This is a genomic window from Deinococcus terrestris, from assembly GCF_009377345.1.
GTDB lineage: Bacteria > Deinococcota > Deinococci > Deinococcales > Deinococcaceae > Deinococcus > Deinococcus terrestris.
Window position 1 is genome coordinate 1 of sequence record NZ_WBSL01000008.1, and the last position, 16,680, is coordinate 16,680.

11 protein-coding genes and 1 pseudogene are annotated in these 16,680 nt (G+C 64.9%); 10 read left to right on the top strand and 2 right to left on the bottom strand.

Annotated elements, in window-relative coordinates; translation table 11 throughout:
* Together pglX and F8S09_RS13495 are read left to right on the top strand one after the other, a co-directional pair.
* The coding region (gene pglX / locus F8S09_RS13490) for a BREX-1 system adenine-specific DNA-methyltransferase PglX (RefSeq protein WP_227978697.1) at positions 1-2,816 on the top strand (2,816 nt) is incomplete at its 5' end.
* On the top strand, positions 2,813-3,580 hold the full coding sequence (locus F8S09_RS13495) for a hypothetical protein (protein ID WP_152872020.1): 768 nt from the start codon (positions 2,813-2,815) through the stop codon (positions 3,578-3,580). The genes pglX and F8S09_RS13495, both read left to right, overlap by 4 nt.
* 16 nt (positions 3,581-3,596) lie before the next feature.
* On the opposite strand, the gene F8S09_RS13500 is transcribed toward F8S09_RS13495, so the two are convergent.
* The gene (locus tag F8S09_RS13500; protein WP_152872021.1) at positions 3,597-3,857 is read right to left on the bottom strand and encodes a Txe/YoeB family addiction module toxin; all 261 of its coding nucleotides are present in this window, start codon (positions 3,855-3,857) and stop codon (positions 3,597-3,599) included.
* Positions 3,854-4,102 (bottom strand): type II toxin-antitoxin system Phd/YefM family antitoxin, encoded by a 249-nt coding sequence (locus F8S09_RS13505; protein WP_152872022.1) that lies wholly within the window; start codon positions 4,100-4,102, stop codon positions 3,854-3,856. Before F8S09_RS13505 ends, F8S09_RS13500 begins: the two co-directional genes overlap by 4 nt.
* Positions 4,103-4,146: 44 nt before the next feature.
* Between F8S09_RS13505 and F8S09_RS13510 the strand changes: the two genes are divergently transcribed.
* From F8S09_RS13510 to F8S09_RS18350, 8 genes and pseudogenes are all read left to right on the top strand, one after another.
* The gene (locus tag F8S09_RS13510) at positions 4,147-4,800 is read left to right on the top strand and encodes an ASCH domain-containing protein (RefSeq protein WP_152872023.1); all 654 of its coding nucleotides are present in this window, start codon (positions 4,147-4,149) and stop codon (positions 4,798-4,800) included.
* Positions 4,797-7,361 (top strand): BREX-1 system phosphatase PglZ type A, encoded by a 2,565-nt coding sequence (gene pglZ / locus F8S09_RS13515; protein WP_152872024.1) that lies wholly within the window; start codon positions 4,797-4,799, stop codon positions 7,359-7,361. The genes F8S09_RS13510 and pglZ overlap by 4 nt, the downstream gene beginning before the upstream one ends.
* A complete protein-coding gene (brxL, locus tag F8S09_RS13520; RefSeq protein WP_322618831.1) occupies positions 7,361-9,394 on the top strand; it encodes a protease Lon-related BREX system protein BrxL in 2,034 nt (677 codons plus the stop codon). The genes pglZ and brxL overlap by 1 nt, the downstream gene beginning before the upstream one ends.
* 137 nt (positions 9,395-9,531) lie before the next feature.
* Positions 9,532-10,830: a hypothetical protein gene (locus tag F8S09_RS13525; protein ID WP_152872025.1), complete on the top strand. Its 1,299-nt coding sequence runs from the start codon at positions 9,532-9,534 to the stop codon at positions 10,828-10,830.
* Between the two features lie 9 nt (positions 10,831-10,839).
* Complete coding sequence (locus F8S09_RS13530; RefSeq protein ID WP_194165349.1) at positions 10,840-14,004, top strand: tubulin-like doman-containing protein; 3,165 nt, start codon at positions 10,840-10,842, stop codon at positions 14,002-14,004.
* A complete protein-coding gene (locus tag F8S09_RS13535; protein WP_152872027.1) occupies positions 14,001-15,923 on the top strand; it encodes a hypothetical protein in 1,923 nt (640 codons plus the stop codon). The genes F8S09_RS13530 and F8S09_RS13535 overlap by 4 nt, the downstream gene beginning before the upstream one ends.
* Positions 15,920-16,543: an OmpA/MotB family protein gene (locus F8S09_RS13540; protein ID WP_152872028.1), complete on the top strand. Its 624-nt coding sequence runs from the start codon at positions 15,920-15,922 to the stop codon at positions 16,541-16,543. The genes F8S09_RS13535 and F8S09_RS13540 overlap by 4 nt, the downstream gene beginning before the upstream one ends.
* A pseudogene (locus F8S09_RS18350) lies at positions 16,540-16,605 on the top strand (zinc-ribbon domain-containing protein); the annotation flags it as partial. The gene F8S09_RS13540 and the pseudogene F8S09_RS18350, both read left to right, overlap by 4 nt.
* Positions 16,606-16,680: the final 75 nt, after the last annotated feature.

Sequence of the window (16,680 nt, forward strand, 5' to 3'; positions counted from 1 at the left end):
GCCGCGTGTGGTTGGAGGCGCACCCGGAGAGCGGCTTGCGCGAGCATATGCCGTACTACCTGGAGAGCGAGAACCCGGCCCCGCCCCCCAACCCCGACCTGACCCCCGAGAGCCTGACCGTGATGGACCCGGCGTGTGGCAGCGGGCACATCCTGGTGTACGCCTTCGACCTGCTGGCGCACATCTACCGCGAGCGGGGCTACAGCGACCGGGAGATTCCTGCGCTGATTCTGGAACACAACCTGCACGGTCTGGACATCGACGAGCGGGCCGCGCAACTGGCGAGCTTTGCCGTGGTGATGAAGGCCCGCGACCTGAACAGCCGCCTGTTCCGCCGGGACATGCCCGAACTGAACATCCTGCAAGTGAGGAGTACGCGGGGGCTGAAGCTGCCGAACGCGGGCAGCCGGGACATGCTGGGCCAGTTCAGCACCCTCAGCGGTGGCCTGACCGATGCGGACGCCTTCAACCCGAACGACTGGCAACCGCTGGTGAGTGCCTTCGAGGATGCCGACCACCTGGGCAGCCTGATTACCCCGCCCGAGTTCGACGCCGGGCGGCTGCGGGCGCAACTGCACTGGCTGGAGAGTAGGGGAGGGCTGGACGCCGGGGCGCTGGAGGAGTTGCGGCACCTGCTGAAACAGGCCGAGTTGCTGGGCCGGAAGTATGACGCGGTGGTGGCGAATCCTCCATACATGAGTATTTCTGACTTTACCGAGGTTCTACGCCGTGAAGTACCATTGCGTTTTACTCACGGAAAAAATGACCTTTATTCCACATTTATCCTTAGATGTCTTGACTTTTTAAATAGCTCTGGAACTATAGGGATGGTCACTCAACATGGGTGGATGTTTCTATCGTCCTTCTCTCCACTAAGAAGCAATATAATTAAAGAGACCCAAATCGAATCATTTGTACATCTTGGTGCGCGTGCATTCCCTGAGATCGGCGGTGAGATAGTACAGAACGCCTCTTTCATAATCAAGAAGAAAAGAAATATTGGTGCGTCTGGAAGATACATTCGACTGACTAATGTTGAAGGTCTCGATGCAAAGGAGGCAGCTTTTCACAATAAACACAATAGATATAATAAAGTACCACAAAAGGACTTTTTATCGATTGAAGACCACCCATTGATTTACTGGTTTGGTGACAAAACAAAGAACACATTTAGAATTCCCAGCATCGGTACCGTAGCAGGAGTGGATGGTCAGAATAAGACAGGAAACAACGATGAATTTTTGCGATTCCATTGGGAGATAACGTCAAATAGCATTTTTCCTGATGGCTGGAGATTTTACATAAAGGGTGGTGAATTTCGGAAGTGGTACGGGAACATCGATTATTGTGTGAATTGGAGACCTGAAGTAAGATCATTCTATCGAAATAGTAAAATAGCTAGGATTATAAAACAGGAGTATTGGAATATATCTGGAATTACATGGACTTATAACACAACGGGTGTGTTTAATGCTAGACTGCTAAATAGGGGCCATATTTTTGATGTGAATGGCTCTTCGATATTTCCAATTGAAGATGAAGATGAAATGCCGATTTTGGGACTCCTCAATTCAAGTTATGCCAATGAAATCCTACATGCGTTGAACCCAACTATTTCCTTTCAAGTGAAGGAAATTCAAAAAGTACCATATCTTCGTCCCTCGGTTACCTTAATAGCAGACGTCAAACTGCTAATTCAGGCCTGTGTCAACTTTGCTAAAATCGACTGGGACAACTTTGAAACCTCCTGGGACTTCCAATCCCATCCCCTGCTGCGCCCCGGCACGGCGACCGTCTCCGAAGCCTTTTCCATCTGGCAGGCTCAGGCGGAAGCGGCCTTCCGCGAGTTGCAGCGACTGGAGGAGGAGAACAACCGCTACTGGATCGACGCCTACGGGTTGCAAGACGAACTGACGCCCGAGGTGCCCGACGAGCAGATCACCATTCGCCGCGCCGACCTGGGCCGCGACGTGCGGAGCCTGCTGTCCTACGCGGTGGGCTGCATGATGGGCCGCTACTCGCTGGACGAGCCGGGCCTGATCCACGCGGGGCAACCCTTCGACCCGTCGCGCCACACGCGCTTCCCCGCCGACCGCGACGGCATCCTGCCCGTGCCCCTGGGCGGCCACTTCGAGGACGATGTGACGGCCCGCTTTGCCGAGTTCCTGCGGGTGGCCTTCGCGCCCGAACGGGTGGCCGAGAACATGGAGTGGGTGGCGGCGTCCCTGGGCGGCCAGAGGGCCGGGGAGACGGCAGAGGCCCGCATCCGCCGCTACTTCGCCACCGAGTTCATGTCCGACCACATCCAGACCTACAAGAAACGGCCCATCTACTGGCTGTTCACGTCGGGCAAGAAACGCGGCTTCGGGGCGCTGGTCTACCTGCACCGTTACGACGCGGGCACGCTGGCGCGGCTGCGAACCGACTACCTGATGCCCCTGCAACGCAAGCTGGACGCGGACCTGGAACGGGTGGGGGGCGAGCGCGACGCGGCAGGGAGTACAGCCGCGAAGAAGGCCGCCGAGAAACGCCTGAAGGAAATCAGCGAGCAGATCGCGGAGGTCCATAAGTACGACGAGTCTCTGCGCCACGCCGCCGACCTGAAGATCCCCCTCGACCTCGACGACGGCGTGGCCTACAACTACTGGCTGATGAGTGCCCCGGGCCTGGAGTACCTGACCGGGCGGCCCCTGAAGGGCCTTTCTGACCTCGTGTACACCGGCACCGACCTGAAGATGGCCGATCTGGAACGCAAGAGCCAGTGGAAGCGCGACCTGCTCGCGCAGGAGCGGGGGCGTGAGGAGGTGGGGGCGTGACCGGCCCGGACAAGGTAGATCCCGACGACTGGCTGCTGGATGAGGACGAAGAACAGCAGGAAGAGGCTGGGTGGGGCGAGCCTGCGCCGCTGCCCCCCTTCCCGGAGGTGACCGGCGCAGGACGGCCAGCCACCGCACCCTCGCACACCGTGCCGCCCGACTGCGAGGCCGAGCTGCTGGCCCTGCTGAGCGCCCCGGTGGAACCGCACGAGAACCCGTACATCGAGCGGCAGTTGCGCCGGATCAGCCGCCGCGCCTACGTGCCCTGGACCGACCAGGAAGATGGGCTGCTGCGGCGACTCGCGGAGGCGGGGTTCGAGGAAGCGGATCTGGCGCGGACCCTCTGCCGTCAGCCAGGGGCGATCCGCTCCCGTCTGGTGCGGCTGACCGACGGGGACGAGATTGCCCGGCAACAGAAGCGGGCCGAACGGCGGCAACGGCGACAGGAACGCCGGGAGGAACAGGAACGCAGCGAACCCCGCGTCCCCCGTGGAACGCGGGTTGGGGCGGCAACTCCTGTACCGCTGGAACTGGTGGTGCCGCACTTCGAGGCGTGGCTGGCCCTGCTACGGGCTGGAACGCGCCTGGACGTGATGGAGGGTGGACGGGTGTTGTTCTCGATGCTGCCGCGTGAGGAAGAGAAACCGGGCAGAACGGAGACCCCTGCCTCGTCCCGATACTGGAGAGGTGCCGCCCCGCCATCTGACCCGCACGTGACCATTCCGCCGGGAGTGAGGCGTGGCCGGAAGGGAAAGGCAGAGTGACCCGGTCCTTCCTGTCTCAATCCTCGTAATGGAAGCGCAGGCTGGCGATCAGCAGATCATCCCCGCTCACCCGGTACACGAGGCGGTGTTCCAGGGTGATGCGCCGCGACCACCAGCCCTGAAGCTGATGCCGCAGCGGTTCGGGTTTGCCCGGGCCGCTGAAGGGGTCACGGGCAGTGGCGCGGATGAGTTCGTTGATCTTCCCCAGCGTCTTGCCGCCTTGCTCCTGCCAGAAGAGGGAGTCCTCCAACGCTTCGGGGGAGAAGACCAGCCTCATTGGGTGAGTTCTCTGGCCTCACCCTGTCCGGCCTCCAGCGCCGCGATGGACTTCAGGAGACGGCGGGCATTGGCGGGCGTCCCCAGCAGGTGCGCGGTTTCCTGCCAGGAGTGGAAATCCTCCAGACTCATGACAACCACGGCCCGCTCACCCCGCGTCACGATCACCGGGTCGTGGTTGTCGATCACCTCGTCCATGGTGGCCGCGAGATTCTGCCGCAGCTTGGTATAGGTCATAGACCGCATATGTACAGGATACTGTACAGTCTCGATCCAGAGGGGAGCTACAGATGAAGATCACCAGGAAGGCCATCACGGAAGTTGTTCAGACGGTCGAGAACAGCGGGGCGGGCGAGGTCATCGTTCCAGCCGGGGAGTTCTGGGCCCACTTCGGCGTGCAGGATTCCATGCAGGCCTTGCAGCAGCAGATCGCCCAGCGTCTGGCAGAGGAAGGGCTGGAGGTGGCGTTCGAGGTGGTCATCGCCCTCCCACCAGAAGAACTCCCTCTGGTCGGAGAGTTCCCCGTGCCCGCCCAGCCCGCGCCCCTGGACCTGTCAGCAGACACCCTGCGCGCCCTGAGCATCCAGCAGCCCTGGGCCGAGCTGATCCTGCGCGGCGAGAAGAACCTGGAATACCGCTCGCGCCGGATGCGCGAGATGGGGCCGCTGCTGGTGCATGCGTCGGGCACCCGCGTTCCCGAGAACTTTGGGGGCTTTGATCTCGACCCAGACGCCTTGCCCTACCGCGCCCTGGTCGGCATCGTGGACGTGGTCGGCGTGCAGGCTGTGGAGGGCGACGATGGCCTCTATGCCTGGCAGCTCGCGCACCCGAGGCGCTTCCGGAATCCCATCCCCTATTCCGGCGCGGCAGGCATCTTCCGCGTGCCCCTGGACACGGTGCGTGAAGCCCTGGGGACGGCCACGACCCCCGGAGCGCCCCTTTGAAGCCTGACCGCGTTCGCCTATCCCTGCAAACCCTTTTTGCAGACGACCGCCGCTGGGCGCACCACGGCCGCCGCCTGGTCTTCTGGTACGACCCGGAAGGGGAGTTTCGTGAGGAGATTTCCTCGCTTCACTTGGACGGCGTGGACGTGCTCACCCTGGGTGAGACCCCCTTTGCCCTCAAGCGCCGGTTGATCGTGCAGGACCCGGACACGCCCTTCTTGCTGTACGCCCCGTTTCCCGAGCCGCCCGCCGCCGAGAACTGGTTGCTCGACCTGCAATGCACAGGCGTCCTCTTCCGCGCGGACCGGGCCGCGATGGTCTTCGCCGACCTGGGCTACCGCGATCGGTCGCTGGAAGCCGTGGTGAGGGCCTACCCCCGTTTTTTCGGAAGCAAGAAACGCGTCGCGGACCTTCAGGCCCTGATGCTGCCCCCCGACGTGGACGAACGCGGCCTGCTGACCGGGATGCTGGCGGCGGCGATAGGGGAGAAGGTGGCGGACGGCTCGCTGATCCTGCGCCGGGTGCTGCTGGGTGGCCTGGACGAGGACAGGAACCCCGCATGGTCCGAACTCGCAAAACTGGGACTCACCGACGCCTTCTGGACTCTGTCCGCGCAGGTCACGCTCTTCCGTGCCGAGGCCCCCACCCTGCGGCGCCTGTTCCTGGCCCTGCTCGTCTCGCACCTCACGCAGCAATTGGGGGGGACGGTGCCGCCCGCGCTCGCGGGGATGGTCCTCCCGAACACGGCCCGCGCCTACGCCCTGGTGTCGGCGTGGCAGCGCGACGTGCGGGACGCGCCGCGCCTGACCGACCTCACCGCAGAAGTCGAAGCCGACCTCGGTATCGAGGCGTGGGCCGAGGGCCTGGACCCGGAAGCGTACGCGCAGGTGGACACCTTCCCGGTGCTCGACCGGGTGGCGCTGCGGGCGCTGGTGCGGGCCTTGCAGTCCCCCGGCACCAATCTGGGGACGGTGCTGGCAGTCGCCCGCACCCGCCTGACACTTCAGCACGCGGCGCGGTACAGCGCCGAGTACGGGGCGGTGATCGCGGCGGCGGGCCTCTTCGAGCAGCGCCGGGCGTTTGGCGGGACGTTTCCCACCGATGCGGCCACCCTGCTGGAGCGTTACATTTCTGGCCTGCACGTCTTCGACCGGCTGTACCGGCAGTACGTCACGGCCCTGGACACCGCGTCCGGCGACCTGCTGCGTGACCTGACCGGGGCCGTCGAGGACGTCTACGTCCACTGGTTCCTGGAGGGCTTGGGCGGGGCCTGGACCGACGCCTTCGACGTGGGCTTGCCGGGTCGAATGGGCGGAACCCGCGGCCAGTGGCTGTTCTTCACCCGGCATGTTCTGCCCCTGCTGCAGAAGAACGAGCGCGACCGGGTGGTGGTGATTATCAGTGACGCGCTGCGGTACGAGGTGGCGACCGAGTTGCGTGAGCGCATCACCACGGACCTGCGCGGCGAACCCGAACTGGGCAGCCTGCTCTCGGTCCTGCCCAGCCAGACCCGCTGGGGCATGGCGGCCCTGCTGCCCGGGCAGACCCTGACCTGGGACGCCGCGGGCGAGCGGGTCCTGCGTGATGGGCAACCCACCCGCGCCGAGGACCGCGCCGCGCACCTGGTCCGCACGGGGTACCCCAGCGCGGCCCTCAAGCTCGACCACCTGATGTCGCTCAGCGTGGACGAAGGCCGTACCCTGTTCGAGGGCAAGCGCCTGATCTACCTGTACCACGACGCGATCGACGCTGTGGGCGACAAGCCCGCCAGCGAGCGGGACGTCTTTGCGGCCTGCGAGGTGGCCCTGGACGAGCTCACCCGCGCGGTCAAGCGGCTCGCCAACAGCCTGAATACCTCCACCGTCATCGTGACGGCGGACCACGGCTTCCTGTATCAGCGTCAGGCGATTGAGGAGGCCGACAAGCTGGCGCTCACATCAAAGGGAGCTGGCGTCAGCGCGGACCGGCGCAGTGTGGTGGGCCAGGACCTGCCCGCCACCGAGGGCACCCTGCGGGTCCCGCTGGAGACTTACCAGCCCATGACGGCTCCAGTCACAGCGCTGTTCCCACGCGGCACCCTGCGTTACCGGATCGCCGGGGGCGGGGCACAGTACGTGCACGGCGGCGCGAGCTTGCAGGAGATGGTGGTCCCCGTTCTGACCTACCGCCACAAGCGTGCCGCAGCTGGGCAGCCCCAGGCCAGCCGCAAGGTGGGCGTGGCGGTCGTTGCGCGTTCCCGGCGGGTCACGAACACGTTGTTCAGCGTGCCGCTGGTCCAGACCGAGGCTGTAGCTGAGCGGGTGCGCTCTCGGACCGTCACCGTCCGGCTGGTTGACGGCCAGGGCCGGGAGGTGACCGACGTGCGGCGGCTCACTTTCGGGAGCCCCAGCCCCCACCCGTCCGAGCGCGAGCAGGTTGCCCGGCTCTCGGTGACCCTGCAAAGTCCGGACGCAACCGCCACGTACTTCCTGCTGGTCACGGACGAGGAGGACGGCCTGGAGCTGCTGCGCGAGCCGTGGACCATCTCGATTGCTTTTCAGAACGACTTCGGAGACTTCTAGTGGACGACCTCAGCGCGCAGGATCTCAATGGCAAGCTCAACGCCACCTACCCCGGCAAAGTGGTGCGCAAGGACCTCACCGCCCGGATCAAGGAGGGCGCGAACGTCCCCATCTACGTGCTGGAGTACCTGCTGGGCATGTACTGCGCGACCGACGATGAGGCGACCATCGAGGAAGGCGTCTCACGGGTCAAGAAGATTCTCGCGGAGAACTACGTCCGCCCCGACGAGGCCGAAAAGGTCAAGAGCCGGGTCAAGGAGCTGGGCCGCTATACCGTCATCGACCGCGTGACGGCCAAACTCAACGAGAAGGCCGACCGGTATGAACTCGAACTGATGAACCTGGGCGTCACAGGGGTGGAGGTCGACGCCGGAACCATCCGGCAGAACGAGAAGCTCCTCGCAGGCGGCATCTGGTGCATTCTCGGCCTCGAGTACGACGCGGGCCACAAGCCCACACCTTTCCTGCTGGGCAGCCTCAAGCCCATCCAGATGCCGTCGACCGACATGGACGAGCTGCGGTCCGGCCGCGCCGCCTTCTCACGGACCGAGTGGCTGGACGCCCTGCTGCGCTCGGTGGGTATGGAGCCGACTGTCTTTGCCGAGAGTGTCAAGTGGCACCTGCTCGCCCGGATGATTCCCCTGGTGGAAAACAACTACAACGCGGTCGAGCTTGGCCCCCGCTCCACCGGAAAGAGCCACGTCTACAAGGAGATCAGCCCCAACAGCATCCTGATCAGCGGTGGCCAGACCACCGTGGCCAACCTCTTCTACAACATGGCCCGCCGACAGGTCGGCCTGGTGGGGCTGTGGGACGTCGTCGCCTTCGATGAGGTGGCAGGGATTCACTTCAAGGACAACGACGGCATCCAGATCATGAAGGACTACATGAACTCGGGTTCCTTCGCGCGCGGGAAGGCCGAGATCACGGCCACCGCCAGCATGGTTTTTGTGGGCAACATCAACCAGAGTGTGGAGAGCCTGGTCAAGACCTCGCACCTGCTCGCGCCTTTCCCTCCGGCGATGATCGACACGGCCTTTTTTGACCGCGTCCATGCCTATATCCCCGGCTGGGAAATCCCCAAGTTCCGCCCCGAGAGCTTCACGACCCAGTACGGCTTCATCGTGGACTACCTCGCGGAGTGGGTGCGTGAATTGCGCAAGGTGTCCTTCGCAGACGCCATCGACGCGCACTTCCGGCTGGGCAACAACCTGAACCAGCGCGACGTGCGGGCGGTGCGCAAGACGACCTCCGGCCTGCTCAAGCTCCTGCACCCGGACGGTCAGTGCGGCAAGGAGGACGTCCGCGACGCCCTGGTGTACGCCTTGGGCGTGCGCCGCCGGGTCAAGGAACAGCTCAAGAAGATCGGCGGCATGGAGTTCTACGACGTGCACTTCAGCTACCTCGACCTAGAGACCCTCGAGGAACACTTCGTGACCCTGCCCGAGCAGTCGAGCGGCGCCCTGATTCCCGAGGGGCCCCTGCAGGCGGGCCACGCCCACGCGGTCAGCCCGTCGGACGGCGGCATGCTGGGCCTCTACCGGGTAGAACTCCAGACCACTCCCGGCAGCGGCAAGCTGGTTCGGACTGGCACGGCCAGCGCGTCGGCGGTCCGCGACGCGGTCAACATTGCCTTCAACTACTTCAAGGCAAATTCCAGTCGAGTCAGTGGCAGTATCCACCCCGACGGGTCGGACTACCTGCTGCACCTGGTGGACGTGCAGGGAAACGGCGCACCGGAGTACATCAGTCTGGCCCTCCTGATCTCGCTGTGTTCCGCCGCGCTGGGAAAGCCCCTCCAGCCGCAACTCGTGCTGCTGGGGCAGATGACGCTGGGCGGCACCATCAGTCCAGTGGAGAACCTCGCCGCGAGCCTGCAGTTGGCACTGGACGCCGGAGGAAGGCGGGTGCTGCTCCCCATGAGTTCCGCTGCCGACCTGGCCACCGTGCCCCCGGAACTCTTCTCCAAATTCCAGGTGACCTTTTACAGCGACCCGGTGGACGCGGTGTTCAAGGCGCTGGGCGTGCAGTGAAGCCGACGAGCACGCGAGCTGGCTGCCTCACCTGAAAACAGCATTCCAGGCCGCAAATGTGATGGCGGAGTCAGAACGTGAGCGATAACTTAACTGCACGTGCTCGGCTCCCATATTTCGGTCCCTCAGAGAGGCGCTTGACCTTGCGAACCTACCCGCTGTTTCTGCTTTCCTGCGCGCTGCTGAGCGGCGCCGCGGCTCAATCGACATCTGGCACAGCGTCCGCTGTCCAGGTCGACAAAACTTTTCTGGCCACTGAGGCCGAGCGGCTGTCGTCGGCCATCGCCGAGGCGGTCACTGCGGTGGGCGGCGATCTCGACCGCCAGCACGTCCATCTCGTCTTCGCCTTCAGCACAGGCCACTTTGCCAAGGACCCCCGGATGGCCGAGGCCGCGCGGGTCGTGGCCTCAGATGTCGCGGAGCAGACCCTCGTCAATGGGGATCAGCTGAGCTCTTATGCCTGGGAAATGAGTGTCTGGCCGCACAAAGGTCAGGCGCTCAACCCCTTTCAAGTGGGTGAGGACCGCTCGGCCCTCCGCGCCTCCTTCCAGGATCTCTGGCCGCGCTCGGTCCAGGCGGGAAGTCGGGGCGGCCACGACACGGAAGCCGCCATCGCCCAGATCACCGGCGACCTTGGCGAATCCACCAACGCCGTCGTGGTCCTCCTGACCAACACGGCGGCCAGTGTTGTCGGTGAACGCGACCAGCAGACCATCGGGGAGAATGACCCCGGATATCTCTCGGCGCTGGAGCGCTGGAACCGCGTCAAGACCAGTGCCACGACCGGGGCGACCCTGCAATTGCAGGTGGACCCCGACCGTCCCGGCCGCACCTTCGACGCGGTCATTGTGGTCCCCCAGGCTTTCAGGGGCGAGGCGCTGGACGCCAGCCGCGCAGACCTGGTGCGCGCCGTCGCCGGGGAAGCACCGCTCACAGAGCAGGACACGCCGGCTGGCAACCGCTGGCTTCTGCCTGCCCTGGTGCTGCTTGGCGGCGCGGGCCTGGCCGCCTTTTTCCTTACCCGGCGGCGCTCTGCTGGTGGGGCGGGGGGCGGCCGCTCTGCCGCGCGCGGCACCTGGGAACTGCAGATTGCGGGGCGCAGCTTTCCGGTGCAGAGCGTTCCTGAGGGGGAACCGGTGTGCATCATCTGCGGACCTGGGTACCCGGCACCTCCGTCCAATCCCGGCTATGTCCTGCTCTCCGGTGTGGATCTGCCCCCGGTGAAGCTACTGACCATCCGGCGCACGGGAAGCGCGCTGACCCTTCAACCCGACCTGGATGTGACGCTGGAAGACGGCACCCCACCCTCCTTCCCAGCGGGCAAAGACGCCGACTACACCATCAACCTCAAGGGCCGCGCCGCCACCAAGCCCCATCTTCCCCCCAGGCCGTTTAAGGCCACCGTCAATCTCGCCGTCCGGCCGCAGGAGAACTGAATGCGCAACATGGAAGTCACCAAAACCCTCGTCATCGGCCTCGGCAGCACGGGAACCCGTGTGGCCAACAACCTGCTGCGCCGCCTGGACTGGCAGTACGGTGCGGCCGGCCGCGCCCCCTGGGTGGAGTTCATGGCCATCGAGACCAACAACAACGAGCCTTCGCCGCTGCGTGCTCGCGGCGACTTCTTCCCGATCGGCCTGGACGCCCGAATCTACGGTCAGATCCTGCAAGACCCCCAGAGCTACCGCAAGATCAACCTCGAGAGCTGGGCGGACATGACCACCCTGCGCAAGCTCAAGGACACCGAGGGCGGTGCGGGCAACATCCGCATGATCGGGCGGCTCACCTTCATGACCGACCCCAACTTCACCACCATCAAGCGGGCCCTGCAAGACCGGATCAACCGCCTGCGCAAGCTGCAGAGCAGCGAGGCCCAGGAGCGGCGCGGCCCCCTGCATGACGGTTCCAACCCCACCCTCAGCTTCGCGTCGGGTGGCGAAATCCGCGTGTTTGTCGTGGGCACGCTCTGCGGCGGTACCGGAAGCGGACTGCTCCCCGATTTCGGGTATTTCGTGAAGTCTCTTCCCCTGAAGGAGACCGAGAAGGTCATCGGCATCTTTACGCTGCCGCACGAGAACCTGACCTCGGTGACCGCTTCGAACGCCGACCGCTTGAAGAAAAATGCGTACCACGCCCTGCTCGAACTCAACCACTACCACCAGAGCCAGGGTGGACAGTTGACGCCCATCCAGTACCCCGATGGAACCCAGGCCAACATGGGGCTTGAGCCGTATGACCTGCCCTACCTCGTCAGCCCGTCGGCGCCGTCGAAGACGGCTGAGGCGGAACTGAACGAGCTGGTGGCCGACCGCATCTTTATCAACATCATCAGTCCGGAGTCCGACCCCTACAGCACTGCAGTGGATGCACCGCAACCCGACCGGGATCACCAGGCGCACGTCTTCTCCACCTTCGGGCTGTCGGTCGTGGAGTTTCCCGCGGCGCAGATTGCGGAAGCGGCGGCCAAGAAGCTGCTGCTCGGGGCCCTGAAGGAATGGCATGCCCACAAACCCGACCGGGTCAGTGACCTCACCACGGCGATCGGGACCGACTGGGGCAGCCTGGTGCCTGCCTATCTGCAGCAGCCGCCCGAGGACTGGCAGAAGGAAGTGACCGCCGCCGTGAACAGCGAACTCGGCGCGGCCAAACTGGACTTCGGCAAGCTCGACCGGTCGCTGGCCTCGCTGCGGCAGGCGGTGGCGCCGGACGGGGCGCTCTCCGACCAGCTCCGGGCCCGGCGGGATCAGGTTACCGAGCGCATCTATCAGGCCTTCTCGGATCATGCGGCCGAGGTGCTGCTCGACCGCACGCGTGGCCCACGGGTTCTGGCGGCCGAGGTCGAATACCTGCTGGAAGGCCTGCAAGGCCTGCATGAAGCTGCCCGCGCGAACACGGCCGTCTCACAGGCCGAGGCCGCCGACGCCTGGGACAAGGTGGAGACGCAGGTGGGGCGGCTCAAGGCCGAGGTGGGGCGCGTCAGCTTCCTGAACAAGAACCGCAGCAAGATCGAGGCTGCGCAAAACGACCTGCGGTCGGCCATGCGGGCCTTCGCCAAGATTCAGATGGAGTCGGCGCTCTACGCCAGCATCCAGACCCACCGCAAGTACGGTGAGATCGATTTCGGTGTGGCCGAACATCTGCAGCGCCTGCTGCAGCAGGTGCAGAGCAACCTCAGCAGCCTCGACAGCCGCATCACGGCGGTCAAAAACAGGCTCGCTGCCGATGTTGAGGCCAAATCCGCGACCCTCCCGCCGGTGAACGGTCTGGTGCTGTTCGAGCCGCGCACGACCGTGCAGGAGGAATACGCCCGCGCCCTGGAAGCCGGGAAGACCAGCAGCGTGCAGCACCTTGACAACATCGAAGCGCGGCATTTCGAGGAGTTGATCCGCGGCTGGACGGATCTGCCCGGCGTGGTCGTGCCGTCCTCACGGCAACTCGAACGCACCTGGATCAGCGCGCCCTTCGACCCGCGCGGCGAGCACCTGCTGCCAGCCGAGACCATGAGCCGGCTGCTGTCTCAGGCATCGCGCCCCTTCAGCGCTGTGCTGGCCCAGGAAAATGTGGTGGAACGGGTGAGCCGCGAACGCGAGCTGCGCCCCACCCTTGATGGGCAACTCCACAACGCCGCCGAGCGGGCACGGCCCTTCCTGCACCTCAACAAGCAAAAGGCCGTGGAGGGCAACCGCAGCCCGATCATGGAGCGGGAGTCGGTGTTCATCCCCGCTGACACGAACCCCATGAGCGTTGCAGCGTTCAAGGGCGTCGTGGCCAATGTCTTTTCCAGCACCAACGGGCGCGACGCCGTCTCGGCGGACCCCACCCGGGCACTGTTCTTGCAGGAGTACTTCCGGTTTCCGCTGCGCGGCCTCGACCAGGTGCTGGGCTCTGGCGGCCTGCACAGCGCCGAGTGTCAGGACTTCCCGACCTTCCACACCCGCCGGGACGTGCAGTGGTACGGCCTCTCCCGCCGCGAGGCCCAGCTGCTCGAGGACGCCGAAGAAGCCCTGATCATCGGGGTGCTGCTCGGCGAACTCACCATTCGCAACGGCATCGTGATGCCCTGGACACCCACCGGCTTTGGTGACCGTGATTTCCGGCGCCTTCCCATCAACCTCGCGGAAGCTGCACGGGTGCTGGCCCGCGGTGAGCAGGATCAGGACGGCTTCTCGCTGCTCGGCGCTCTGCCGACCCTCCAGGCCCGCATTGACCATCACTGGAAGCGGCCAGAGCTCGACCCCGCCCAGAGCAGCCAGGAGTTCGTGCAGCAGCTCCAGACCCGCCTGGGTGAGTTTTACCGTCAGGGTCGTGCCGGTCAGATTCAGGGCTGGGGCGATCAGGCCTGGGCGGGCGAGCGGCTCTCCAAGTTCACTGCCAAACACACCTCTTTGCACGAGGCGACCATGTTGCTGTACCCGCCGCCTGCCGCGACGGTCAATGCCCTCACCCTGCGCAAGGACCAGCAGGGGCGCTGGGGTGGGTACGCCCCGAAAGACGGCCTCTACTGCCCGCAGTGTGGGGGTCTGGTCGGCGAGGACGTGCAGGACGCGGCCCGTAACGGCTGGCGCTGCTTTACGGATTCGTCGCACTACTACGGGCCGGGGGCTGCTTGAACACCGAGGTGATCTTCCCAGACAACGGTGCCATCCAGGGGATGCTGCTGGGGATCGCCGTGCTGTTCGGGTTTGGTGTGTGGCAGTGGTGGAAGGCCCATACCCGGCTCAGCCGCGAGCTGGCCGCGGCCCGGCGGCTGCTGGGCAGTACAGCGCTGAAGTTAAGCGTGAACTCGGCCAAGGTGCTGCTGGGAAAAGACCACGCTTCCCTGCCCGGTCGGCTGATCACCGCCATGGTGAATCACAACGGGCTGGCCTTTGCTCGCCCTGCCGACGCCCTGGAGCCCGCGCTGGATGAGGTCGGCCGCATCAATGCCGCGGCCCGGACCGTGCCCAACCTGCTGCTGCTCGCTGGGTTGGTCACGACGGTGGTAGGTCTGATCTACACCCTGGTCAGCCTGGGGCCGCAGATCAAGGGCGCCATCGAGGCGGCCAACCCCGCGGAAGTCAGCCAGGCGCTGGGGATGACCCTCCAGGAAATGAGTGCGGCGTTCGCCGGCACCTTCTGGGGAGTCGCGCTGGCCCTGGTGCTGCAGGGTCTGAATGCCTGGAGTGGCATTCGGGCCGGTCAGCTCAGCGGTGAACTGGACGCCGTCAGTACCCAGTTCGCTCCCCTGGTCTATCCCGCGGGCACCGAGAAGCAGTTGCAGAGCCTGCAGGACCTGGTGAGCCGCACCGAGGAGTTCCTCTCCCAGACCCATACAGCCATCGTGAAGACCAGCGAGGACTTTGCGCGCGTCCTGACTCAGGCGGGCAGTGTGATTGAGGCCAGCCTGAAAACGCTGCAAAGCACGTCGCAGGAAGTGGCTGTGGCCCTCAAGACGGCCAGCGGGGACGTCAAGGTCAGCAGCGACCGCCTGAATAAGGCCGTCGAGACGATGCAGCAGCACCGTCAGGATTACCGCAACATCTACTCGCAGTTCAACGACATGTTTACGCAGTCCATGGCGGCCCTCCGGGAGCACAGCGACAGTCAGCTGGGCGAGATTCGCACCCTGCAGGCCAATTTCGACAAATCGGGGGCGCAGATTATCGAGCGGCTCCTTGATGTGGGGTCCACCCTTCACTCGGTGGGCGACCAGCTGGCCTTCAGCCAGGGGGAGTACGCCGGCAGCACAGAGATGATCGCGGGGACCATCCGGGACGGCTTCGTTGACCTCTACAGCAACATCGGTAGCACGCTTTCGCGCTACACCACCGAGGTGAACACGGTGGGGCAGCACTTTGAGACCCTTTCGAAGCAGTTGGAGGGGACAGCCCAGGCCAGTCAACACCTGCAGCGCGCCCTGATCGCCAAAGACGACGCGGAAGTCACCCGTGCCCGCGACCAGCAGCAGCAGCAGGGAGTCCTGGTCACACGCCTGCAAGAGCTTCGGCTCACCCTGGAGACCCTCCAGCCTCAGTTGAATGCCCTTCAAACTGAGCCGCAGTGGGCCGCAGCGCTCGGGACCTCGATGCAGGAAGCGGGGCAACAGGCACAGCAAAGTCGCGCCAGCCTGCTTGCGCAACTGCAGCTTCTGGGTGAACAACTCAGACCACCAGGCACCACAGAACTCCAGCAGCAGATGGCCCAGGTCAACACGTTGTTGGAAGGCATGCTCGACCAGCTGTCCGGGTTCTCGGACGCGGCTCCACAGCAGGCGGCGATTCTGGGAGAGGTGCGCGAGTCGGCTGTTCAGAGCCGGGAGGCGGCCGAGCGCATCCGGCAGCTGCTGGAAGCCCTGCCGGGTCACCTCGCCGCCGGCGCCCTGGGGGACCTGCGCCGCAGCCAGGAGGCCCTGGGAGATCGGCTCTCCGAGCTGACCCGGGCGCTGACGGCGGTCACGGCTGAGACCCCCCAGGCGGCCGAAGCGGGGACTCCGCCGGCCGAGGTTGCCGGGGAACCCAGTGCACCACCGGTGGGAGGCCCCGCCGCATGAGCCGTCGTCGGCCCACGCCTGATGACCTGAACCCCTATGTCGCCCTGACGGACACGGCCCTGAACTTCATCTTGTTGATGGTGTTTTTCGTGGCAGCCCTGACTGCCGTGGGCCGCGTCAGCTGGGAGGACGTACGGTACAAGGAGGCCCAGAAGGTCTTTCAACAGGCGGTTGAGCGGATGATTCCGGCCCGGCAGCAGCCTCGCGCCAACGGCGGCAAGAACGATCCTCCAGGTACGCAACGCTGGGTGTTTCGCAACAGCGCCCTGTTTGAGCCGGGCCGCGCCACTCTCAGCCGCACGGGGCGGGTCACGCTGAATCAGTTCGCGAAGGTGCTGCGAACCAACAAGAACACCTGGCGGCGCATCCGGGTCGAGGGGCATACACTGCCGACCCAGAACCGCAGCGGTGACCGCTGGGAAGAGGCCACCGACCGTGCCGCGGCCGTGGCACGCTACCTGGTGTCGCGGGGTGATATCGCTCCGTACTACATCGCCACGTCGGGGCGTGGGGGACAAAGCCCATTGCCGGACACGGCCCTGACCGATCCGGCGCATGCCAGAATCGAGATCGTGCTGGAGTACGCCAAACAGTCGGCCTCGGATGCAGGAGCGCCGTGACCTGTCCCTCGTGTCACCAGCCTATTCCTGAAGGTGCCCGGCAGTGCCCCGCATGTGGTGCCCCTCAGGGGGCGCTGGCGGGGGGAACCCGGCTGCAAGGTTACCGAATCGAGCGTGCTCTTGGCCGTGATGGGGGC